This is a genomic window from Rhodococcus rhodochrous, from assembly GCF_014854695.1.
Classification (GTDB): Bacteria; Actinomycetota; Actinomycetes; order Mycobacteriales; family Mycobacteriaceae; genus Rhodococcus.
Window position 1 is genome coordinate 268,139 of sequence record NZ_CP027558.1, and the last position, 22,993, is coordinate 291,131.

The following is a 22,993-nucleotide window of genomic DNA, read 5'->3' on the forward strand; positions in this document are numbered from 1 at the left end:
TCGTTGCCCTCGGCGCCTCCGGCGCAGGAGCATCGAAGGGGAAGACCGGTGAGATAGCGGGGTCAGGTCTCGCACGCTGAGCAATGGGTTCGGTAAGAAGGCACCAGTGATCGGAATGCCGATTCGAGGGGCCAGGAGAAGTCAGCCTGTCGTGCGGTGGGCACTTTCGGTGATCGAGTTGTGAGGCCGGGTGGACCATGCTCCGGGCACGGTGTGGAGCGAGGCCACAGCGCGTGCTGTGTCGATGAAATTCTGTACGGGTTTGGATGCGACATCCGTGCGCCAGGCGATGGACAGCGCCGTGGGCGGGATGTCGGTCACCGGCACGAATGCCAGGCTCGGTCTGCTGTAGAAGCGCTGCGTCGAGGCTTGTGAGAATGCCACGCCGCGCTCGGCGAGGATCGCTTCGAAGCATTCGTCGACGGTGGCGACGTCTGCGCCGACCCGCACCGGTTCGCCTTGGCGCGATTCTGTGGCCAGCCAGTAGTTTCGCCAGTTCTCGGGGGCTTTGCGTGCGACGAAGAACTCGTTGGTGACCTGCTCGACGCTCACCTCGGGCAACTGGGCGAGCGGATGATTCGCAGACACGACCATCACCCTGGGTTCGACGAACAGGGTTTCCATGCCCAGCCAGTCCTGCATCAACAGCGGGGGCCGGACGAAGGCGACATCGGAGGATCCGTCGGCCAACCCGACATACGGGTCGGAGAAGTCGTAGGAGTGCATCTGGACCTGGATGCCCGGATGCAGCGACTGGAACGTGCTGAGAATGTGCGGTGTGAGCTCTGCAGCTGCGTTGCCTTGGAAGCCGATGACCAACTTGCGGGTACTGACGCCGTGGGCGGCTTCGCGGGTGAGGTTGACTGCTCGTTCGGCGTTCGCCAGCAACCGGCGGCTTTCGTCGAGCAGGATCTGGCCGGCAGGGGTCAGTTCGACATGCCTGCTGCTGCGCAGCAGCAGCACTGCGCCGAGGTTCTGCTCGAGTTTGCGGATCTGCACGCTCAGTGAGGGCTGAGCGATGTGCAGACGGGCGGCTGCGCGCCCGAAGTGCAGCTCTTCGGCAACTGCCACGAAATAGGACAGAAGTCGCAGGTCGAGCTGGGGTTGCATGTTTCCGAAGATAGACAACACCACCCCGGGAGACCAGTAGTCATTGCCTATCGATCCGGGCCGGATAGGTATTGGACGCACCCGGCGGACACGAGGTGTGATGGCTGTCATGGCCGGCACGGCATCCGGGAGGCCAGCACTTTCCGGATTCGGGTCGGCATACCGGAGCGAGTGCTCGCACTCGGCCTCGCTGTCTCCCTCATCGAAGGAATCCCACATGACCGTCACTACGCGTGCCCTCGACACGGCCGACTGGGCTGCCTCGTTCACCGAGGCGAACAACACCGACCCCGAGATCCAGGCACACGGCAAGTACTTCACCTGCTCGTACCTGCTCGACATGACCGACCACACGTTCGTCATCCAGATGAGCCGCGGCAACGTGGTGGACATCGCGATCGACCCCGGTCCGCTGGATGTGCCGTACCAGTTCGCGCTGCGTGCCAGCGCGGACACCTGGCGTAACTTCGGCGTCCCGGTGCCCGCCCCGATGTACCACGGCATCTGGGCCGCGAGCTTCCAGCGCGACATGAAGCTCGAAGGCGACATCCTGGTGCTGATGCAGAACCTGCGGTGCATCACCCGCCAGATCGAACTCCTGCGCACCGTCGGCGTCCCGGTCTGATCCTCCCACCCCCTTTGAGCCGTAAGGAACACTGATGAGCAAGATTTCCCCGGTCACCGGCCACTACGTCGACGTCGACGTCGACGGACTGCTGTACAAGGTCTTCTACCTCGAGAACGGCACCGGCCAGCCGCTGGTGTGCCAGCACACCGCCGGCTGCCACAACCACCAGTGGCGCGGTCTGCTCGAAGACGAGGAGATCACCGCCAACTACCGTGTCATCGCCTACGACCTGCCGCGGCACGGCAAGTCGGATCCGCCGGAGAACACCGAATGGTGGACCGAGGAATACCAGCTTTCCGCGGACCACTTCGCCAATTTCATCGTGGCGCTGTGCGACGCGCTCGAACTCGAGAACCCGATCTTCATGGGCTCCTCGTTCGGCGGGAACATCGCCCTGCAGCTTGCGCTTCGGCACCCTGACCGCTTCGCCGGCGTCATCCCTGTCGAGGGTGCGGACTACTCGCCCGGCTTCTACCTCGACTGGTGGCAGCACCCCCACGCCAACGCGGCACAGGTCTGCGCGAGCGGCGTGTGGGACCTCATGGCCCCGCAGTCGCCCGAGGCGGACCGCTGGAAGACCTGGTTCTACTACAGCCAGGGTTCCGAGTCCTTCCGCGGTGACCTGCACTTCTACTCGGTCGATCACGACCTGCGCGGAAAGCTCGCGGACATCGACGGTGACCGGTGCCCGGTTGTGATGCTGACCGGTGACTACGACTACCTCACCACCCCCGAGGACAGCGCCCGCACTGCGGGGCAGATCCCGAACGCCGAGTTCATCGAAATGAAGGAGATCGGCCACTTCCCGATGAGCGAAAACCACACGGTCTTCCGTGGATACCTCATCCGGGCACTCGAAATCCTCCAGGACAAGGCACGCAAGTCCGTCACCACCAGCTAGTACCCACTCGCCCGCTCGGGTGTGGCCACCGAACGCGGGTGGCCACACCCGAGCGACCTGCATCGGCCTCGGCACCCCCTTCGGATGCCGACTGGCCGGGCGTGGCGATGAACCTTCACACACTCGGCAGGAGCTATGACCCACACTCTCCCCGCGGGCGTCCCCACCCAACTCTGGATCGGTGGAAAACTCGTCGATTCGTCTACCGGCACCACTTTCCCCGTAGAGGACCCCGCGACCGGTGCCGTGATTGCGCATGTTGCCGACGCCGCGCCCGAGGACGGACGCCGAGCTCTCGAACACGCCACTACCGTGCAAGGGGACTGGGCGCGGACCCCCTCGCGTCGACGTGGCGAAATACTGCGCACCGCATTCGAACTCATCCATCAACGGGCAGACGACCTCGCGCGCACCATCACTCTCGAGATGGGTAAACCGCTCCACGAGGCGTATGCGGAGATCGAATACGGCGCATCATTCCTGCACTGGTTTGCCGAGGAAGCGAACCGAATCAGCGGGCGAATCTCGCCGTCCCCGTCGGGAACCGGCACCATCGTCGTCACCAGAGAACCGGTCGGGCCGGTACTGGCCATCACCCCCTGGAACTTTCCGCTGGCCATGGCCACGCGCAAGATCGGTCCAGCACTGGCGGCCGGATGTTCGATCATCGTCAAACCAGCGGCCGAAACGCCTTTGACGATGCTGCTGGTCGGTCAGATTTTCGCCGATGCGGGTCTGCCCGAGGGTGTGCTGTCGATTCTGCCGACCTCCGATGCTGCAGCGCTGACCGCACCACTGATCGACAGTGCTGATCTGCGTAAGATCACGTTTACCGGATCCACCGGTGTCGGCAAGCTGCTGGTTCGTCAATCAGCGGATCGGCTCCTGCGGATGTCGATGGAACTCGGAGGCAATGCCCCCTTCCTCGTGTTCGATGACGCTGATGTCGATGCAGCGGTCGACGGCGCGATGGCTGCAAAATTCCGCAACGGCGGCCAAGCATGTACAGCAGCCAACCGATTCCACGTCGCATGTAGCGTCGCAGAAGAGTTCAGCGAGAAGTTCACCGCACGCATCAGTGCCTTGCGCACCGGACACGGTCTCGAAGCAGGAACCGATATCGGACCGCTGATCACCGCGAAGCAGTGCGCCACCGTCGATGCTCTGGTCGAAGACGCCGTCGCGAAGGGTGCACGTATCCGCATCGGCGGTGGCCGTCCTGACGGGCCGGGAACGTTCTATTCCCCGACCGTTCTCGACGGTGTGAGTCCCGACGCGCGTCTGCTGCGTGAGGAGATTTTCGGCCCGGTAGCCGCGATCACCACCTTCGATACGGAGGACGAAGCGATCGCGGCGGCGAACAACACCGAATACGGCCTCGCTGCGTACTTCTACACCCAGAATCTCGACCGAGCGTCCCGAGTCGCCAACGCACTCGAGACCGGCATGGTCGGAATCAACCGAGGCATCATCGCCGACGCGGCCGCACCCTTCGGAGGGGTGAAGGAGTCCGGCTTCGGCCGCGAAGGATCGGTCGAAGGTATCGACGAGTATCTCGCCACCAAGTACATCGCACACTGATCACCGGTGGCAGCATCCAGACCGGCGAATGCCCCTGCCCTCAACAAACACTCGTGCGCCGGGGGCTGGTGAAGGACCCGCCGAACGGTGGGTCCTTCACCAGAGAGGTGGTTACCGCACTCGTTTGTGTGGCACTACCTGCACATCACCCTTGCGAAGGGGATCGGCAGGTCGACGCGGAACGTCCCGACGAGTGTCGAGTTCAGCTGTGGCCTCCTGCCCCCGGTCACCGGGGTAGGGGACAGCATCATTGATCTCCGCGCTCCACGTGGCGATCGCTTCGTCGACCTCGGTGTCGGCACTCTGGCGAGCGAGCACCAATGCGACGAGCGGCGTGGCCAGTATGATCGTGCCGAAAATGTATGCCGGAAGCATCAAATCGAGGAGCGTCGCGCCCTCCGGCATGGTGGCCGTCGGGTCCAAGGACGCGTGAACTCCAGCCATGCCGGTGTAGTGCAATGCCGCCACTGCACAACCCATCACCAGCGCGCCGAGCAGACGGGTGGCTCGGATGAATGCCGTTCGTACCAACCACAACGCGGCGATGGATGCCCCGATCCCGATAGCCACCGAGGCGGCGACGAGTACCGGGTCGTGGGACAGTTCGCCGCGAATGCGGATAGCGGCCATGCCGCAGTAGTGCATCAGGCTCACCGCGACGCCCATCACGGCGCCGCCGATCAGTAACGCCGACCTGTCCAGGATCGGACGCCCGGCCAAGGCCCGTAGATCGACCAGCCACAGCCCGAACAGGGTCGCGCTGATAGCGATGACCGCCGAGAGGATCGTCAGCATCGGGTCGTAGCGGATGATGGTGCCGGGCACCGCGAAGCCCATCATGGCGATGAAGTGGGTCATCCAGATCCCGACACCGCCGATGGACAGGGCTGCCATCACCAACCAGCGCCAGCGCGTCGGACCGAGTGGGGTGGTAGCGGCTCGGCGAGCGCAGGACAGGCCGACGAAGGACCCGGCGATCGAGGTGCCGTAGGCGAGAAAGAGCACCCACAGTCCCAGATCGAAATGGTGCATTTCGTGTGACATCAGTGTTCCTTACCAAGGCACGCTCAAGCACCTGCGCCGGCGGTCGCGTGCCGAACCGTCCGGGCAGGACTGCGATCTCGGCCCCCCGAGCAGCGACAGCAGCGTACCTAACGCGACTTATGTTTCAAACCAGACCAACGCAACGGGGCGACCCGGACAGCCTCGCCTCCTCGGTCGCGGCGGTTCCTTCGCTGAATGGTTGCCGACTCGACGTGGTGCACCGTGAAGGGCTGTATGCCCGATCTCCCTCAGGCAGTCAAAGGTCGAGTTCGTCGGCTGCACGATGTATGGACGAGTCTGCGTCCATGTACGGATTAAGGCTGAGGCCGTAGCAAAAACGATTGGCCTCTCCTTCGGCGGACGCCGGCCGTGGCGGTGGCGGACGCCACGCTGTCCGTCGGTGTCGGATTCCCGCTCGTTTCCTTCCGTCATCGCGTTGAGTTCGATCGCGACCGGTGGCGCGGCCGGTCGCCTGACCGCCGACGGGGCAGTCGACGACTCCGGCCCCCTGCGCCGGAAGTGTCGTGCCCCGTCGGCTCTCCTCGTCAGCAGAAGATCGCCGGCGAGAAGATCAGGCGGTGCTCGTGCAGATTATTCGTTTTCTGCAAGATCATGCGTATTTTGAACAGGCCCGGTCGGTCTGGTGTCCATGTTTCGTCGAATGTCCCCTTCGTTCGGGTCGTCGGGAGGCTGTGATTCGTCCCGTCTTCGTGGCGGATCCCGGCCGCAAGGGATCAGTCGATGTCAATTCGAATTGCAGCTACCGGAACACGGTTCGGATTCTGTGGCATCCAACGGTCGCGGTTGGAAGGCCGGAATGTGTCGGATCGCCGACTGTGTGCTCATATCGGTGCGGCAGCGACCCGAATCGAGATCGCGATCGCGGCGGTGTCGAGCATGTGGCAAGATGGGCCCGGAACTGGACTGGTCGTAGGAATCATTGCACGACAGCATATTTCGTATGTACTACAGGACTCTGTGCCGAAGGTTGTCCACCGCGTCGTCGAAAACATCCCCGAGTCGTAGATCGGTTCTGCTGGGGTGCTGGCGATGCGAGAGGCGCCGGACTCGGTGATATCCATGCCAGCGAAGCCGGGAAGTGTCCGAAGATGGGACAGCCATGTGAGGCGCACATCACGATGATGGCTTTCACGTGACCTGCACTACAGAAAGGCTAGGACATGTCGCCTCACTCTTCCTCTGCGGTCGGACTTGCTGATACCGAGGTGTCACTCGAGTTGGATGCGTTGATCATCGGTGCGGGAGTCGCCGGTTTGTATCAGCTGCATCAGCTTCGCGAGCTGGGGTTGCGGGTGCGCGCCTTCGATACCGCCTCCGACGTCGGCGGCACCTGGTACTGGAATCGTTATCCGGGTGCTCGATTCGATTCGGAGGCCTACATCTACCAGTACCTGTTTTCCGATGAGCTGTACAAGAACTGGAGCTGGAGTCAGCGCTTCCCCGGCCAACCCGAAATCGAGCAGTGGTTGCATTATGTGACCGACAGTCTCGACCTGCGCCGCGACATCCAATTCTCGACGACGATCACCAGCGCGCACTACGTCGAGGACTCGAAGCGATGGATCGTACGCACCGATCGCGGGGACACGATTGCCACCCAGTTCCTGATCACCTGCGCCGGCATGCTGTCGGCACCGATGTCGTCGGTGTTCGAGGGCCAGGAAAGCTTCGCCGGCCCGATCTTCCACACCTCTCGATGGCCGAAGGAAGGCGCCGATGTCGCGGGCAAGAGGGTCGCAGTGATCGGTGTCGGCGCCACCGGGATTCAGGTCATCCAGACCATCGCCGAGAAGGTCGAACATCTGAAGGTGTTCATCCGTACACCGCAGTACGCCCTGCCGATGAAGAATCCGTCCTACGACGACCGGGATGTTGCCGCGTACAAGGAGCGCTTCGAGGAACTTCGCGCGACGTTGCCGCATACGTTCAGTGGCTTCGAGTACGACTTCGAGCATGCATGGGTCGACCTGACTCCCGAGCAACGGCGGGAAAGGCTCGAAGAGATCTATGACAACGGTTCACTCAAGCTCTGGCTCGCTTCTTTCGCGGAGGTGTTCTCCGATGACGAGGTCAGTGAGCAGGTGTCCGAGTTCGTGCGAGAGAAGATGCGTGCGCGACTGAAGGATCCGAAGCTGTGTGAACTGTTGATTCCGACCGACTACGGCTTCGGTACACACCGGGTACCGCTGGAAACCAACTATCTCGAGGTCTACCACCGTTCGAATGTCGAAGCAGTGGGGGTGCGCAGCAATCCGATCAGCCGCATCGTCCCGGAAGGGATCCTGTTGGAGGACGGCACGCTGCACGAAGTCGACGTCATCATCCTGGCCACGGGATTCGATGCGGGATCCGGCGCGCTGACACGAATCGATATCCGTGGACGTGAGGATCGATCGCTCGCGAGCGACTGGGCGCGTGACATCCGCACGACGATGGGCCTGATGGTGCACGGCTATCCCAACATGCTGACCACCGGCGCCCCGCTCGCCCCCTCTGCAGCACTGTGCAACATGACCACCTGTCTGCAGCAACAGACGGAATGGATCACCGAGTGCATCCGGCACATGCGTGAGCACGGGTACACCGTCATCGAACCGACCGTCGAGGGTGAGGACGAATGGGTCGCCCACCACGACGAAACCGCGAATGCCACGCTGATCTCGAAGACCAATTCCTGGTACAACGGCGCGAACGTTCCCGGAAAACCTCGCCGCGTGCTGTCCTACACCGGTGGGGTCGGCACCTACCGAGAACTCACTCTTGCGGCCGCCGCGGCCGGCTACAAGGGATTCCAGCTGAGCTGACCTTCTCGGATATCCGACCCCTGCGGTCGACCACTGCTCGTCTCACGGCGGCGTAGGTGCATGTCCATTGGGTGAGCACGCGCTGCTACCGCTTTCTCATAGCTCAGGAGGACGATCTCGATGATCGACAACCCGTACTACACGCACGACTTCCACGGTGATTACGACCTGATCGGCATCGGAGCCCTCGACCTCGAGGAGGGTGGCTCGATCCCGGACTGCCGGCTCGCGGTGGCAACGTTCGGAACGCTGAACGAAGCCAAGGACAACGCAATCCTCATCCCCACCTGGTACTCGGGGACCCATCAGATCTGGCGTGACGCATACATCGGTCCTGACCATGCTCTCGACCCGAACAAGTATTTCATCGTCTGCGTGGATCAGATCGGCAACGGTCTGTCGACGTCTCCGCACAACGCCACCGGCGTCAACGCAGAGATCGCCATGTCGAAGTTCCCTCGTGTTCGGATCGGGGACAATGTCGTGGCCCAGGAGCGGCTGCTCCGGGAGCATTTCGGTATCGAACGCCTCGCGTTGGTGACGGGAGGCTCCATGGGAGCTCAGCAGACCTACGAATGGGCGGTGAGGTTCCCCGACAAGGTTCTGCGCGCCGCACCGATTGCCGGTACGGCACGCAACACTCCCGGTGATTTCCTGATCGCGGAGATCATGCGCGAAGCGATCCTGTCGGATCCGGGCTGGAACGGCGGCGAATACACCTCGCATACGCAGGTCGTCGACGGCCTCACCAGGCAGGCTCACATCTGGGGAGTGCTCGGATTCTCGACCGAGTTCTGGAAGCAAGAAGTATGGCGAGCAATGGAGTTCGATTCCCTGGACGCGTTCCTGACCGGATTCCTCGAGCCCTACTTCACGGCGATGGATCCCAACGCACTCCTCACTCAATCCTGGGCCTGGCAACGTGGTGACGTCTCCCGGCATACCGGGGGAGACCTGGCCGCTGCACTCGGACGGATCACCGCCAAGACCTTCGTGATTCCCATCGACGAAGACCAGTTGTTCCCGGTTCGCGACTGTGCTGCCGAGCAGGAACTGATCAAGGGCAGTGAACTGCGCGTGGTCGAAGATGTGCTCGGGCATCTGGGTCTGTTCGCTGTCGCTCCGACCTACATGCCGCAGATCGACCGCCACCTTGCGGATCTTCTCGCGATCGAGGTCTGAAGCGGTGCCGCCACGACAACGGTCCACGTGGGCGGGACGGTAGTGAGTGTGCCCGCCGGCGGTCGTGGCGGCAGAGAACACCGAGATTTTCGCGCGGTTGCCGGCGATGTCGACCTCTATGCGTAGGGCGGGGCAGGTGATGGAACGGGCTCGGCTTCCCCTGGGGGTGAAGCCGAGCCCGGTGATCCGGTCGCCGTCGACGACCTGACGTCAGTATCCTGATGGTGGTGTGCACCCCGGATCCCGGCAGTCGGTGGTCCGGGGAGTAGGCGCGGTGCGGACCGCGAGTGCCGACCTCCGGCCGGCGGGGTGGTCGTACCCGCCCCCGTTACTGCCGTTGGAGACGGCAGGTTGATGTCCTATTCTGGGACATCCATCGAATGTGATGTGCGGCACATTGAGGGGGATGACAGTACTGCGACCTGCAAGGAAATGTGATGGACAGTGACAACCGCCGACGCCGTGTGACCACCACCCGGCACCTCCATGACCTCGCCGGTTCCCCCTCCGAGGACGTCTCGCCCCTCATCGCACAGTCATGGCGACGCTCACGTCAGGCGGGTGTCATCCCGGACGGCTCGCACCTTCCACAGCTGCAGTACGTCGAAGACCTCGACCTTCGCCGACGACTGGTGCAATGCGCCCTGCCGATCCTCGATCGGCTCCATGACGACCTGTCCGACATGTCCCTCAGTGTCGCGTTGAGTGACGAGCATGCGCGTGTGCTGGTCCGGCGGGACAATGATCCCGTCCTCGCCGCGAAGCTGGACAAGGTGTACTTCGCTCCCGGGTTCACCTACGCCGAAGAGCTCGTCGGTACCAATGGAGTGGGCACAGCCCTCGAGACCGGGATGGCCGTCTACGTCGACGGCGCTCAGCACTATCACGAATCGATCCAGTACTTCACCTGTGCCGGCGCGCCCATTCACAACCCCACCACCGGTCGTGTCGAAGGACTGATCGACATCACAGGCTTGACCCACACATCGAACCCGTTGATGCGCCAGCTCGCCCTTGGAGCGGCTCGTGATATCGAGTCGGCTCTTCGCGCCACGGGATCGATCAAGCAACAGCTCGTGCTCGGCGAGTTCCTCGTAGCCTGTCGGCGCCGGCAGACGGCGGTGTACTCACTCAGTTGCGGTGTTTTCATGTCGAACGAGATCGGCTCGCGCCTTCTCGACCCGATCGACGAGGCTTTTCTCCGCGAGGAAGCACAGTCGATGCTCGATCCGTCACGAGTTGCCCAGTTCGACCTGCGCCTTCCGTCCGGAGGTAGCATCACCGTCAAGCGCACCCTCGTCGAACATGGCGGCGACATCGCCGGCATCGTCCTCGAAGTCGAGGCGACATCGTGTCCCACGAAGACCGTGCAACCCCGGCGCACGGTTCCCGTGTTTCCGGGGGTGGCGGGGTCTTCGCTCCAATGGAACCGGTGTCGAGGGGAGTTGACGTCCCTCGCCGCGACAGATGCCAACGTGATCCTCAAAGGTGAACCCGGAAGCGGCAAACTCACTCTCGTTCGGGGCATGCACCTGTACAAGAATCCGCAGGCCCCGATTGTCGTCGTGGATTGCTCTGCTGGAAAGTCCGCTCACGAGGAATTGCGCACTGCGCTCGACTCCGCAGCGACCACGATCGTCCTTCGTCGCATCGACCGACTCGACGCGAGCACCGATGAGCTCTTTGCCGACCTCATATCCGCCGACCAGCACCGATACCCCGCTCGGTGGATCGTCGCGACCACATCCACTGATGGGGACGCACTTCAGAATTCTGCTCTCGCCGAGCATTTCATCGCCACCGTCGAGGTCCCCGCATTGCGTCATCACCCCGATGACATCCCGGACATCATCCGAATGCACCTTGCACCTCACCGCGAAACCGCTTTCAGCGACGACACGATGCGAACCCTGAAGAAGTACCATTGGCCCGGCAACGTCCGTGAACTGGTCGACACTCTCAATCACGTACTTCGCGCCAAGCCCGCGGGAACGATCGCAGTAGCTGATCTGCCTTCAGCGCTCAGCTCCGCGCCTCGCCGGACGATGACGGCAATGGAAAGAGTCGAGCGCGATGCCATAGTGGCTGCGTTACGGGACAGCGGTGGCAATCGCGTCGCCGCCGCGAAGTTACTGGGGATCGCGAGGTCGTCTCTCTACCGCAAGATCGACACGTTCGGCATCCACGTGTGATCGCGCAGAATGCGGTGATCCGAGAGTCGTCCTATGGCCTTGCGTCCGGTAGCGGTGACTGTCGGAAGGTGCAGTTGATTTCATGCCGGAGAGCAGGTTTCCGGCGCACCAGGTCTGATCGCAGGTGCTCGGGTAGTTCAGTCTGCCCGGGGAGGTGTGACTGAATGTGTAGTCCTGACCATCGAATTCACGCACGATCGCGTGGTGGTCGATCATGCCGGAGGCCGACCGCGGTGCCGGGGCACAGTTGAACACACACGATGTCGTTGTTGTATCTGTTTGTGGTGTCGAGCTGCCTACGCCCTGGGCAAGCGTGGCGGTGGCGCGCGCTTCCAGGGCAGGTGGGCTGCTCTCTCGCAATCGGTATGCAGCACAGCCCGACCGGACTCATGGCCGAGTATCAGGGTGCAGGATGGTTCGTCTCCGGGCGACCTCGGGAAACCGATCGCCCTCGCGGCAAGCCCGTGGGAGATGGTGTTCGCGCTCGACCTGTTGCACCCAGACCTCGAACGGCGTGGCAACACCACACCGCTGCGGGTGTTTCGACACCCGCAGCGGTGTGGTTTCCGTGCGTCGGGTGGGGGATTTCACCCGATCTCGTTGATGTCGTCGTGTGGCTGTTCGGCGAGCGCGCCGGTTACGCGAGCGGTCAACGGATCGAGGTCGATGTCCGGTGCCGCGGCTTGGGATGGAACCGGGTCAGGAAAGGGCTCGATAGACGGCGGTCTCCATGTCGAGGTAACCACCGAGTGAGCCGGGGTCGGCGAACGGGAAGATCTGCGTCGCCCAGTAGCCTCCGATCTTGTTGTGCCGGTCGATCCAGTAGTAGAGGTTGGCCAGGCCTGCCCAGGCGAGAGAGCCTGCGGGACGGCCCGTGGGTGCTTCGGTTTCGTTGGTCATGAACGTGTAGCACCAGCCCTTGCGCTGGCCAGGGAAGAACTCGGCGTCGTTCGACAGCGACCCGATGACACCCGGAAGCATCTTCACGGTCAGGTCGCCGAGGTCGTTCCTGGTCGCCCACTCGACGGTGTCGGGGCGGAGGATGACGGTGCCGTCGTCTGCCTTGCCGTCGTTGAGCCACATCCGGATGAAGGCGAGATAGTCACCGACGGTGGAGAACAGTCCGTGCCCACCCATGTCGACCTCGGGCGGGGTGGGGATGACGAAATCGGTGGCCTGGAGCCCGTCGTCGGTGCGCTGGTGCATGGTCGCCAGACGCGCACGCATGTCGTCGGACGGAGTGAAGGACGTCGATGTCATGCCGAGTGGGTCGAGGACTCGTGTCTTCAGCGCCTCGCCGAGGCGGGTGCCGACGATGCCTTCGATCACCTGGCCTGCCCAGTCGATATTCGAGCCGTACTCCCACTGGGTGCCGGGATCGAACAGCAGCGGTGTCTTGAGCGCGTCCTTGGTGGCGGTGACGATGCTGGGCTGACCGTGGTTCTCGGCGAGGCGGTTGTACGTCTCGTTGAAGAAGTCGTATCCGAAGCCGGCGGTGTGCAGCAGTAGTTGGCGGGTCGTGATGTCGGTCTTCGGTGCTCGCAGCAGCGGCTCACCGTTCGAGTCGAAGCCCTCGATGACCTGGAGTTCGCCGATCGCGGGCGCGTACTCCTCGGCCGGGGAATCCAGGTCGAGATCACCGGATTCCACGAGTTGCAGCGCCACGGTGCCGGTGAGGGCTTTGGTGGTCGAGAAGATGCTGAAGACGGTGTCATCGGTCATCGGTTGATCGTTGTCGACAGACCGCACCCCGGCGGACTCGATGAACAGGGCTTCCTGGTCGTTCGTCATGCCCGCTACTACTCCGGGCACGGCACCGCTGTTCACCGTGGTGTGGATGACTTCGCGGGCTGAGTCGACGACGCGCTGGGTATCGGACATGGGAGGTTGTTCCTCTCGTTCGGTCGACAGTGACGCTGCTCCAAGTTTCATGAACGTGTGATGGGTGTCTCAACCGACGCGGCGGCGCAGTTTCGCTCTGTTTCCCCGCCGAATGGCGGGTCCCTCGGTCGAGCGGTCGCCGTATTCTCGATCCGAGTCTTCGAGGAGGTGACGTGACGATGGCCCGAGCCGTGCCCCATCCACCATTCGATGCCGAACTCAAGGCGGGATTGGCTGTGGTAGGCGGTATGTTCCCTCCGACCATCACTGCGGACCTGATCGAGTTCATGCGTACGTCCTATGCGTCCCCTCCGATGGACGAGGAATTCGACCGCCGGCGGATCGCGGTGAACGACGTGACCTTCCCCGGGGGTGATGGCGCTGCCGTCAACGCTGCGGTGCTTCGTTCCCGGGACTTCAGCGGGCCCCGTCCTGCGGTGCTGTACGCGCACTCCGGAGGATTGATGTTCGGAGACATGTTCAGCGGCCTGGACCTGGTGCTGGACTGGGTGACCGAACTGGGGGCGGTTCTTGTCACGGTCGATTATCGTTTGGCCCCTGAGTATCCCGACCCCTACCCGCGTGAGGACATGTATGCCGCCCTGGAGTGGTTGGCTGCGCATGTCACCGATCTGGACGTGCGGGCGGACCGGATCCTGGTCGCCGGTGCCAGCTCCGGTGGCGGACTGGCAGCCGGTCTCGCGCTGGCTGCGCGGGACCGCGGTGGTCCCCGGTTGTGTGGGCAGGTGCTCGACTATCCGATGCTCGACGACCGGTGCATGACCGCTTCGATCGAGCAGTTCGACGGTATCGGTGTGTGGGACCGGATCAGCAACGAAACCGGCTGGACCGCCCTGCTGGGTGAGCAGCGGGGCACCGACCTTGTCTCGCCGTATGCAGCCCCGGCCCGCGCGCAGAATCTGCGCGGATTGCCGCCGGCCTTCATCGACGTCGGTGCGGCCGAGATCTTCCGGGACGAGGCGATCGACTATGCCAACAGGATCTGGCAAGCCGGTGGCGATGCCGAGTTGCACGTATGGTCCGGCGCCTTTCACGCGTGCGACATTTTCGCCCCGCACACCAGCGTGGGCCGGTCCATGATCCGGACCCGCAACACCTGGGTCGAGAAAATCCTTGCGGACTGAGGGCAGGAACGAACATGCAAGAGCTACTCGGACGGATCGCCCGCCTCGATCCCAGCGCCAGTTTGGGTCTGCGTGTCATCGCGTGCTTCGACGAGTTGATCGTCGGCAACGTCAACACCCGTGCCCTGCTGGCAACCGCTGCCGCGCTGGCCGGTTGTACTGCAGGGTTCCGGCAGAGCGTCCCGCCGCGGACTCTACGAGTCACTCCGAAAGGAGAAGCAGTGCAGGGCGAATCGCCGACAGATCCTTCGAATCTGCACGTGGCGTCGGAGGACGGCATCGACGTCTGGCTCGAACGCGACGGTGCTGCTGGGCCGAACGACGCACTCATCCTCGAGCGCTTGGCACTGGCCGTGCGGATCCGGAACGGGCGTGGAGCCCGGGAGATCGACAATCGCCGCCACCTCGGCATACTCACCGGTCGCGAGAGCACTCCCGACGAGCGGTTGACCGCGGCGAGCGCGCTCGGCTTGTCGGCAACGGGCATGTATCGCCTCGTGGTGGCCCCGCTGTTCGCGGTGTGGCGCAATCATCCCGCCGGTCCGGAGGACGTGATTGCCACCCCGTTCGGTCCGGTCCACGCCATCGTTGTGCCGGAGCGGTACCCGCCGTTCGGCGCTTCGCCGTGCGGTATCGGAACAGCCACGCCGCCGGACTCGTTGGATCGGTCGTTCCGGACCGCGATGGTCGCTCTGCGCCTGTGCCGAGCCCCGAAGGAACCCCAGGTTGTTGCCGACTCCTACGGGGGTCTGATCGAACTGCTTGCCGACGCCGATGAGCACGCTCCGCACAGCGACGCCGACCGTGTCGAGGCCATCGCACACTACGCCTGGGGGATGGAGACGATCGATGCCGTCGTCGCTGCGCAGTCCGTTCGGGAAGCGGCGCGACTGCTCAACATCCACCACAGCACGCTTCAGAGCAGGATCGATACCATCACTGCGACACTCGGTTTCAACCCGTTCGAGGGATTCGGGCGCAGCCGGCTCGGGGCAGCGTTCCTGCTGCATCGCTTGCGTACGTCGACGGTCCTCGACCTGCCGGCGGCTGCGGCACCCGGCAATGTCGCCGTGCTCGGTCCTGCTCGTCACGCGACGGTATGAGGCCGTCAACGCTTCACGATGTGGTCTCGGTCATCTCTGTGCCGGTTCGGCGCGTTGGCGTGTCGGTGATCGCCGGAAGTGGCACATCGTTGTGCGGGTGATGTCCCTGCGACGTCAGCTCCGGGCGGCGGAGCCGTCTTCATCCCAGTCGGGTAGGGCCGGCACTCGGGTGGCGAGGGCGGTATCGGCGACGATCAGCACGACTGCGATTGCGCGAGCCAGAGGCTGGATTACGAGGCTGGAAATCATCAGAAAACGGTCTTCCTTGGTCGTGGGTCGTCCGGTGGAGCCGGGGCGTCCCGTCGGGAGAACGGGTCTGCCGATCGTGGTCGGACCTGCCATCTACGTGCCGGAGTTGATCGTCCGGGCGGATCGGCTCGGACGACAGCAGCGGTAGTCGATTGTTCAACCATAATTATGCTACTCGGTTCCGAAAATCAAGTCGATCATGCCACGGAACCGAACGAGCAGCCGACATCGATGGTGCACCCTCCGATCGGATGTCCGAATCTCTTCTGCATGAGCGGTACCGTCCATGTTCGCAGGTGAACGTAAAGAGGATTCCGATAAGGGGGCGGGATTGGACGGTGAGAGCGATCGGCATACCGACTGTCCCGCAGGTAAATACCGGCGAACGGCACCGGCGGGACATGGCGAGCTCATCGACCGAACGGATGGCACACAACCCCGCCCTGCGCCGCACGGTATGGAGGGCCCGGATGCCCTGCCCGTTGGAGGAGGGGGGACAGGCAGGGCATCCGGGACGGGGTCGGTTCACCGACCGGGATCCACGGTCCGCCGACAGGGGGTGACGGGTCGTGGTGGGTGTCGCAAGATCATGTTGTCGGTCGCTTCGCGCGTCGCCTATCTTTACGGTACCGGGTACCCAAAATCAAGTCTCGGGTCGGAAAAAGGGGGGAACGCGATGGCTACCGGCAGACGTGGACGTCCACAGGTGTCGTCTCGTGCGCAGGTCGAGGCCGCCGCGTTCGAGTTGTTTCTCGAACGGGGCTATGCGGAGACATCGATCATGGACATCGTTGCGGCCGCAGGGATCAGCAAGACCACCTTCTTCCGGTACTTCTCCAGCAAAGCGGCACTCGTGTGGTTTCCTTTCGAGGAAAGCACCCGCGATCTGCAGAGCGCCTTCGACACAGTCGGCGATGAGGTGCCGGTCATGGAAGCGATCCGGGCCGGGGTGATCGATACGGTAGCGGCCCGACTCGACGACGAGGGCGTCTGGACCGCCCAGATTCGGATCCTCGACGCCTCACCGGAACTCCAGGCCGAGGGTGCGCAACGGTGGTTGGTGTGGTCCGAGGTCGTCTCGACGTTCGTTGCGTCCCGTGTCGGTACGCGTCCGGCGGCGGTGGTGCCGGCTGCTGTCGGGGGTGCGGTGCAGTCCGTGGTGCTCGCCGTCCTGCGCGAGGGAGTGAGGTCTCCCGCATCCCCCAGTGAGGTGTTGACCATACTCGATAGGTCGTTGGCTTCGCTGGGGCACAGCCTGCAGAAGTGGATCGACGAACAACCTTGTAAGTAAGGCGCATCGGCCTCCTGCGCAGTGGCGGAACCTACGTGCGAGATGTGCCCGAGGGCCAGTGACGTGCGCACCGTCGATGTACCGGATCGATGCACCGCCGGTGGTGGTGGTTTGCCCGCGGACGGGACTCACCGTTTCCCGGCCCGTTGCCGTCCGGAATGCCGGCCGTCGATCGTGAGGCGCTGCATCGTGCCGAACCGCCGGCCCGGGCAGAGTTCGTCGCCGCTCGGCCCGATGGGGAACTGGTGAAGTATCTGGCCGGTGAAGCGCGTGGCGCCACTGGGTTCGGTATTCGCGACACTTCGAGCGATCGGAGTGGGTGCGCAGGTGCGAGTCGCACTTGTTCGGATGTCGAACTGCATCGCAGGCCGTGCCGGTGATGCACATCTCGAAAATTCCTCGCACACGATTTGTTCGTGCACGATCGATTCCAGTACGCTCGTCCTGTGACCACAGGTGACCTCGCTTCGATCGGGCTGGGGAACGACGACCTCTTGGCGTTGGACCGACAGGTCTGCTTCGCGCTTGCCGTTGCCAACCGGGCCGTCCTGGCTGTCTACCGGCCCATCCTCGAGCCGCTGGGGCTCACTCACCCGCAATACCTGGTGATGTTGGCGCTGTGGGGGAAAGCTCCGATGTCGGTCAAGGCGATCGGCGAAGCGTTGGCGCTGGACTCGCCCACGCTCTCACCTTTGTTGAAGCGCCTCGAAGCCTCGCAGCTGATCACTCGTTCGCGCAGTCGTGTAGACGAACGTCAACTGGTCGTCGATCTCACTGCCCGAGGTCGCGCCCTGCGGAACGAAGCCGAGAAAGTCCCGGTCGCCGTAGTCGAGAAGCTCGGTGTCTCGCCCGCGGAGCTCCAGGAGCTGCATCGGGCACTGACCCGTCTCAATGATGCTGCAGCACATGCAACAACCAGTTCGGATCGACGTCCGTCCCGAGATCCATCCGAGCCACCGGATACAACGAAGGGAACGCTGTGACGACCCCACTTCGCACACGACCTACCGTGATTCAGCGCCTGGCCTATGTGGTTGGCCGCCCCTTGCCTCCGCAGATGCAGGACTGGGTCCGTAACGACATCCTGGGGCCGGGTGGCGTGCGCCGATATCTTCTTCGGTGGAATGTGCCGGTCATCCCGCTGCTGCTGTTGTTCCTGCTGATCCCGGGACCGGTATGGATTCCCGTCTCGATGATGATGTTGCTGCTCTTGCCCTGGATGTACTTTTCTGTGGCGTTGATGAGCATCTGGCAACGTCATCGACTCCAGCAACACGGTCTCGATCCGGATCTGCTCAGTGCGAAGGCACAGGCGCGCGCCTCGCGTGAACGCGAGGATTACGAACGCCGGTTCGGTCGCGCAGCCTAGACAGTACGGGCAGCTCTGAACGCGGAGTCAGGGTTGCGGACCGGCGCCTATCTCACCCACGTTGGCGGATTGCCGGGCGGCAGGGCCCCTGCCCGGCTCTTGCGGCGGTGGTGGGATGCCCCGGCATCGAGGCACGACCGCACGGTCTACGGCCGATTTCGGTACCGCACACGGTGCACGAGGGGCGTCCTCGTGTAACCGGTGAGTGAGTGGTGCACATGGCGGCGACAGTCGTCGTTCGGCGTAGCGGTGCTGCGCAGACCGGGAAAGGAAGGTCAGCCCGCCGGCATCGCGGCAGGGCTATCAGGCAACGCGAGGGTCTGTCGCGGAGTTGCTCGGTGGCCGAGGAACACCGGCCGATTCGCGTGACCGAACAACAGGGGAAGCAGGTCGCGGGCAGCGACGGTTCCGTACCAGCCGCGGTGCGCGAACGATTCCCCGAATCGAGTGACTGCGTCGGGCCGCACGGTGGGTCCGACGACGAGGAGCGGGGTGGGGTCGGCGGTGTGCAGGACGCCGTCGGCCGAGGGAGTGGCGTGATCGCCGGTGATCGCGACAATGGCGCGCTCCGACAAGGACTCGAAGCGTTCGAACGCCGGGTCGAGCGCTTCGAGTACGTCCAGCTTGGCGCGTGGCTGTTTGGTGTGCCCGGCCTCGTCGGTGGCCTTGGTGTGGATGTGGACGAAGCGTGCACCCTCGTCGATCAAGTGCTCGGCCGCCTCGATACGTGTGGTCATATCCACACCGTGATCGGTGGCGGGAGGCAGGTGATGGTGCCGCATCCCGAGGAGCCCAGCGATGCCCCGATAGAGGCGGGTGCTGGTGACGGCAGCTCCTGCCACGCCGGCGTGGGTGAGGAAATCCGGCACGGGTCGCCGGCTGCCCGACCATTTGGTGGTCATGACGTCGAGAGCGGGGCGTCCGTCGGCGGCGCGTACTGCGTTGACCGGACTCGTGAGGAGATGACGCCGGGCGGTCAGCAGCAGTTCGTTGAGGCGTTCGGCCAGATCTGTCGCCTCCGGACCGGCCGATGTGACCTGCAACCAAGGGTGGAAGTCTTCGAAGAAGGGGTCCGAGTCGGTGACGTCGCCGCGGGTGTGGTGCGGGAGGACGAGCACCGCTTCCCCTCGACCGACCGGATGAAGCTGCGCGTCGGCCTTGTCGAACAGCGGTGCCAGTTCCTCGAATAATCGATCGGCGTCGGCAGCGTCGTCCTTACCTACGCGCCCGGTGATCCATACCTGTCCGTTCTGGACGCAGGACGTGCGTAGTGCGGCAAAAGTGGTCGCGGCGTCGAGCGGTAGGTCGATGCCCGCGCCGACTCCTTCGAGGACGGCACGTCCGGGAAACGGTATGTCGGAGTATCCGAACATGGCCCAATGGGCCAGTTCGGAGGCGGGGGCGCGTCCCCATCCGAACGGTATGTGCCACCCGCTGCTCCCGCGGGCGGTCAATCGGTCGAGGACGGGGGTGCGTGCCGCCTCAGCGGGGGTCCGGCCCGACAACTCCGGGACGGGTCGGTCCCCGAGCCCGTCGAGAGTGACCAGGATGACGGGCATCCGATCGTCGTCGAGGCGGGGCTGGGTTTCGCCGTAGCCGGGCATCCTCATGGCTGTTCCTCCAGCACGCTCGTGGCGATGAGCTCGCTGAGCAACGCCACGGTGGCTGCGGGCACGTGGTGTCGCCAGCTGTCGTCACCGGCCAGCATCGCCTGGCGGATGTCGGTCGCGTTCAGCTTGGTTACCGGGTCGCCGTCGACGACGGTTACCGCGTAGCCGGCCTGCGCGAGCCATCTGGCTTTGTCGTGTTCCCAGTCGCTGAAAACCCGCACGAAATGCCGTGCCGAGTGGGGTACATACTGCGGCCAGAGCTGCGGTTGGGTCAGGTCGAACGGCACGATGGTCACTCGTCCGGCCCGGACGTGGTCGGTCAGGGCAGCGTCGAGCAGGCGGGCCCGCTCGAAGTAGGTGAACGGATTGGCCGCCCGGGTGTGTCGGTGCGCCGAACTTGCTTCTTCGTGGTGTGCGCTCGGATCCGGGTTGGTGATCGCCACCACCAGGTGATCGCACTCGTTCAGGGCGATCTCGAACAGTTCCATGTGCTGATTGTGCACAGGCTGGAATCGGCCGGTGACACAACCGAATTCGGTCATCGTGTGCTCGTTTCAGCAGTGACGACGCCGGGACGGCCGTCGTCGACGAATTCACCGATCACGCAGGCATGGGCATCACCGCCGGCGCGCAGAGCGGCAACGACCGAGACGGCATCGTGGGGTGGAACGGCCAGAAGCAGCCCCCCGGAGGTTTGGGCGTCGGCCAATAGGAGCTGCTGCTCCTGCGGGAGCGAAGAAGGCTCGAACCACCCTTTCCGCAGTGCATTGACCAATGTCCTGCGGCTTCCGTCGGGAGCACAGCCGTCGGCGATCAGAGCCGTCACTCCGGGCAGAAGAGGAACTCGGTCGATGTCGATGCGAGCTCCGAGGCCGGCCGCGGCCGCCATCTCGTGCAGGTGGCCGATCAATCCGTAGCCGGTGATGTCGGTCGCTCCTTTCAGCCCGGCCTCACTGGCGATCCGGCTGGCCGAGTAGTTCAACCTGGTCATGCTCGCGACTGCAGCGGTACGTGAGTTCTGCGGGGCTTGACCACGTTTGATTGCGGTACTGATGATGCCGACCCCGATGGGTTTGGTCAGCACCAGTAGATCGCCGGGGCGAGCGCCACCTTTGGTGAGGATCTTGTCGCGCTCGACCTCACCGATCGCGACGAGGCCGTATTTGGGGATGGGGTCGGTGATGCTGTGGCCGCCGACGACCAGAGCGCCGGCGGCAGAGACAGCATCCGCGCCGCCGTGGAGAACCTTGTTCAACATGTCCGCGCCGAGGTCGGTGGGCCAGGCAAGGATGTTGAGGGCGATCAGGGGGCGGCCGCCCATCGCGTACACATCGGACAGGGCATTGGTGGCGGCGATCCGGCCCCAGTCGCGGGGGTCATCGACGAGGGGAGTGAGGAAGTCGGTGGTGACGATCCATGCCTTCGTGTCGTCGATGGCGTAGACGGCAGCGTCGTCAGGGGTGTCGAGTCCGATCAGCAATCCGGACTCGTCCGACTGGGGAACTCCGGCCTGTCGCATCATGGTGACTACGTCGTCGAGCATCGACTGTGGGAGTTTGCAGGCGCATCCTCCGCCATGGGAATACTCGGTCAGGCGGCGCATCGTGGTGGTCATGACACTGCTGCTTCGCGGAGTAGGCCACGGGCGATGGCGTTGAGCTGCACTTCGGAGGTGCCGGCGGGGATCCGCAGGTTGCGGGCCACTCGGAAGAGTTTTTCTTCCGGGGAGCCACGCAGCAAACCGTTGGCGCCGTGGACCTGGATTGCACTGTCGGCCAGGCGGTAGAACGCCTCGTCATTGATGATCTTGAGAAGGCTGATCAGGCGCGGCGCTTCCTTGTGCAGTGGGATCTCGAACGCGCCCCACTGGTCGAGTTCGGCTTGTGCGACCAGGGAGGTCGAGCGTGCTTGGTAGAACTCGAGAGCCATGCGGGCGATCAGGTGCTGGATCGATTGCAGATCACCGATGGGGCGGCCACCGGATTTGCGTTCCTGCGATCGGGAGATCGCTCGTGTGATGAGCCATTGGCCCCATCCGGAACACATGCCACCGCGGCACAATCGCCGCCAGTTGATCCAGGACATGGCCAGGGCGAAGCCGTCGCCCACCTCACGGACGATGTCCTCCGCAGGCACCCGCACATCACGGAATTCGAGTTCGCCGGTGAGTCCGTCGTCCATCATGGTCGGCAGGTCGGGGCCGCGCTCGAGACCGGGGGCGTCGGCATCGACGAGGAACATCGTCAGCGACCGGGTTCCGGCGCCGGGTTCGGTGACGGCGACGACCTGGTATACGTCGGCGAAATGGGAATTGGTGATCCATGCTTTGCGGCCGTTGATGATCCAGTCGCTGCCGTCTTGTTTCGCCCAGGTCTCCATACCCAGGACATCAGTGCCGACATTGGGTTCGGTGTTGGCGAACGCAGCAGTGATCTGACCTTTGATCAACGGCGTGAGATACCGCTCCCGCATCGCTTCCGACATGTGCTCGCTCGCGGGGTTCGGGCCCTCTGTCCATGCAAGGGCGGCCAAACCGAGCCCGAGACCGGAATGGCGGTAGACGAATTCCTCGACGTGGTGCATCTCCACGCGGTTGAATCCACCGCCTCCGAGTTCGGCACTGATGTGTGGGGCGTACAGGTTCAGGGCGCCGGCGCGCCGTTGCACCTCACGGCGAGCCTCCCACACGATCGGGTGCATTCGGCCTTCACTGTCGAGCTTCGGTTGTCCGGCAGTGCCGACGTTGTGCTTCGCGAGTTCCTCTTCGAGTGGACGGACGTCCTCGTCGAGGAACCGGCGAAAACGGTCGGTGTACTCCTGCACCCGAGCTGTAGGAGCGATCGACATGGAGTGTTCGGTCATCGTCTCTCGATTCTGTTTCA

The 22,993-nt window shown here is 63.8% G+C and carries 19 protein-coding genes; 11 read left to right on the top strand and 8 right to left on the bottom strand.

The annotated features are described in order from the left end of the window. Positions 1 to 141: 141 nt before the first annotated feature. A complete protein-coding gene (locus C6Y44_RS26095; protein ID WP_138999840.1) occupies positions 142 to 1,110 on the bottom strand; it encodes a LysR family transcriptional regulator in 969 nt (322 codons plus the stop codon). A gap of 217 nt (positions 1,111 to 1,327) precedes the next feature. On the opposite strand from C6Y44_RS26095, the gene C6Y44_RS26100 reads away from it, so the two are divergent. The 3 genes from C6Y44_RS26100 to C6Y44_RS26110 all read left to right on the top strand — a co-directional run bounded on the left by C6Y44_RS26100 (position 1,328) and on the right by C6Y44_RS26110 (position 4,220). Next, positions 1,328 to 1,735, top strand: coding sequence for a hypothetical protein (locus C6Y44_RS26100; protein ID WP_088898932.1), 408 nt, complete (start codon positions 1,328 to 1,330; stop codon positions 1,733 to 1,735). Between the two features lie 34 nt (positions 1,736 to 1,769). Next, a complete protein-coding gene (locus tag C6Y44_RS26105; protein WP_088898931.1) occupies positions 1,770 to 2,639 on the top strand; it encodes an alpha/beta fold hydrolase in 870 nt (289 codons plus the stop codon). 135 nt (positions 2,640 to 2,774) lie between these two features. After that, complete coding sequence (locus tag C6Y44_RS26110; RefSeq protein ID WP_159419417.1) at positions 2,775 to 4,220, top strand: NAD-dependent succinate-semialdehyde dehydrogenase; 1,446 nt, start codon at positions 2,775 to 2,777, stop codon at positions 4,218 to 4,220. A 111-nt stretch (positions 4,221 to 4,331) separates the two neighbouring features. On the opposite strand, the gene C6Y44_RS26115 is transcribed toward C6Y44_RS26110, so the two are convergent. Next, a complete protein-coding gene (locus tag C6Y44_RS26115) occupies positions 4,332 to 5,264 on the bottom strand; it encodes an MHYT domain-containing protein (RefSeq protein WP_225623859.1) in 933 nt (310 codons plus the stop codon). 1,181 nt (positions 5,265 to 6,445) lie between these two features. On the opposite strand from C6Y44_RS26115, the gene C6Y44_RS26120 reads away from it, so the two are divergent. The 3 genes from C6Y44_RS26120 to C6Y44_RS26130 all read left to right on the top strand — a co-directional run bounded on the left by C6Y44_RS26120 (position 6,446) and on the right by C6Y44_RS26130 (position 11,463). After that, the gene (locus tag C6Y44_RS26120; RefSeq protein ID WP_192378919.1) at positions 6,446 to 8,089 is read left to right on the top strand and encodes a flavin-containing monooxygenase; all 1,644 of its coding nucleotides are present in this window, start codon (positions 6,446 to 6,448) and stop codon (positions 8,087 to 8,089) included. Positions 8,090 to 8,209: 120 nt separating this feature from the next. Continuing rightward, the gene (locus C6Y44_RS26125; protein WP_088898927.1) at positions 8,210 to 9,271 is read left to right on the top strand and encodes an alpha/beta fold hydrolase; all 1,062 of its coding nucleotides are present in this window, start codon (positions 8,210 to 8,212) and stop codon (positions 9,269 to 9,271) included. A gap of 464 nt (positions 9,272 to 9,735) precedes the next feature. After that, positions 9,736 to 11,463, top strand: a complete 1,728-nt coding sequence (locus C6Y44_RS26130) for a sigma-54-dependent Fis family transcriptional regulator (protein ID WP_225623860.1) — start codon at positions 9,736 to 9,738, stop codon at positions 11,461 to 11,463. Positions 11,464 to 12,162: 699 nt separating this feature from the next. Here C6Y44_RS26130 and C6Y44_RS26135 read toward each other — a convergent pair. Beyond that, a complete protein-coding gene (locus tag C6Y44_RS26135) occupies positions 12,163 to 13,344 on the bottom strand; it encodes a serine hydrolase domain-containing protein (protein ID WP_192378920.1) in 1,182 nt (393 codons plus the stop codon). A 179-nt stretch (positions 13,345 to 13,523) separates the two neighbouring features. On the opposite strand from C6Y44_RS26135, the gene C6Y44_RS26140 reads away from it, so the two are divergent. Together C6Y44_RS26140 and C6Y44_RS26145 are read left to right on the top strand one after the other, a co-directional pair. Then, positions 13,524 to 14,489, top strand: a complete 966-nt coding sequence (locus C6Y44_RS26140) for an alpha/beta hydrolase (protein WP_172415008.1) — start codon at positions 13,524 to 13,526, stop codon at positions 14,487 to 14,489. A 14-nt stretch (positions 14,490 to 14,503) separates the two neighbouring features. After that, positions 14,504 to 15,592, top strand: coding sequence for a helix-turn-helix domain-containing protein (locus tag C6Y44_RS26145; protein ID WP_088898924.1), 1,089 nt, complete (start codon positions 14,504 to 14,506; stop codon positions 15,590 to 15,592). A 114-nt stretch (positions 15,593 to 15,706) separates the two neighbouring features. Here the strand turns inward: C6Y44_RS26145 and C6Y44_RS28350 are convergent, their stop codons facing one another. Further along, a complete protein-coding gene (locus C6Y44_RS28350) occupies positions 15,707 to 15,841 on the bottom strand; it encodes a hypothetical protein (protein ID WP_263869923.1) in 135 nt (44 codons plus the stop codon). A gap of 706 nt (positions 15,842 to 16,547) precedes the next feature. Between C6Y44_RS28350 and C6Y44_RS26150 the strand changes: the two genes are divergently transcribed. The 3 genes from C6Y44_RS26150 to C6Y44_RS26160 all read left to right on the top strand — a co-directional run bounded on the left by C6Y44_RS26150 (position 16,548) and on the right by C6Y44_RS26160 (position 18,501). After that, positions 16,548 to 17,132, top strand: a complete 585-nt coding sequence (locus C6Y44_RS26150; RefSeq protein ID WP_225623861.1) for an acyl-CoA-like ligand-binding transcription factor — start codon at positions 16,548 to 16,550, stop codon at positions 17,130 to 17,132. A gap of 446 nt (positions 17,133 to 17,578) precedes the next feature. Then, on the top strand, positions 17,579 to 18,115 hold the full coding sequence (locus C6Y44_RS26155; RefSeq protein WP_085470883.1) for a MarR family winged helix-turn-helix transcriptional regulator: 537 nt from the start codon (positions 17,579 to 17,581) through the stop codon (positions 18,113 to 18,115). Positions 18,116 to 18,141: 26 nt separating this feature from the next. Then, positions 18,142 to 18,501: a DUF5313 family protein gene (locus C6Y44_RS26160; RefSeq protein WP_255312755.1), complete on the top strand. Its 360-nt coding sequence runs from the start codon at positions 18,142 to 18,144 to the stop codon at positions 18,499 to 18,501. A gap of 275 nt (positions 18,502 to 18,776) precedes the next feature. Here the strand turns inward: C6Y44_RS26160 and C6Y44_RS26165 are convergent, their stop codons facing one another. The 4 genes from C6Y44_RS26165 to C6Y44_RS26180 are packed head-to-tail and all read right to left on the bottom strand — an operon-like array spanning position 18,777 to position 22,973. Beyond that, a complete protein-coding gene (locus tag C6Y44_RS26165) occupies positions 18,777 to 20,111 on the bottom strand; it encodes an alkaline phosphatase family protein (RefSeq protein ID WP_225623862.1) in 1,335 nt (444 codons plus the stop codon). After that, positions 20,108 to 20,653 carry an adenylyltransferase/cytidyltransferase family protein gene (locus tag C6Y44_RS26170; protein WP_006553299.1) on the bottom strand — a complete coding sequence of 182 codons (546 nt, stop codon included), beginning with the start codon at positions 20,651 to 20,653 and terminating at the stop codon, positions 20,108 to 20,110. The genes C6Y44_RS26165 and C6Y44_RS26170 overlap by 4 nt, the downstream gene beginning before the upstream one ends. Further along, positions 20,650 to 21,726: a selenide, water dikinase SelD gene (gene selD, locus C6Y44_RS26175; protein WP_088898919.1), complete on the bottom strand. Its 1,077-nt coding sequence runs from the start codon at positions 21,724 to 21,726 to the stop codon at positions 20,650 to 20,652. The genes C6Y44_RS26170 and selD overlap by 4 nt, the downstream gene beginning before the upstream one ends. Beyond that, the gene (locus tag C6Y44_RS26180; RefSeq protein WP_192378921.1) at positions 21,723 to 22,973 is read right to left on the bottom strand and encodes an acyl-CoA dehydrogenase family protein; all 1,251 of its coding nucleotides are present in this window, start codon (positions 22,971 to 22,973) and stop codon (positions 21,723 to 21,725) included. Before C6Y44_RS26180 ends, selD begins: the two co-directional genes overlap by 4 nt. Between the last annotated feature and the right edge of the window lie 20 nt (positions 22,974 to 22,993).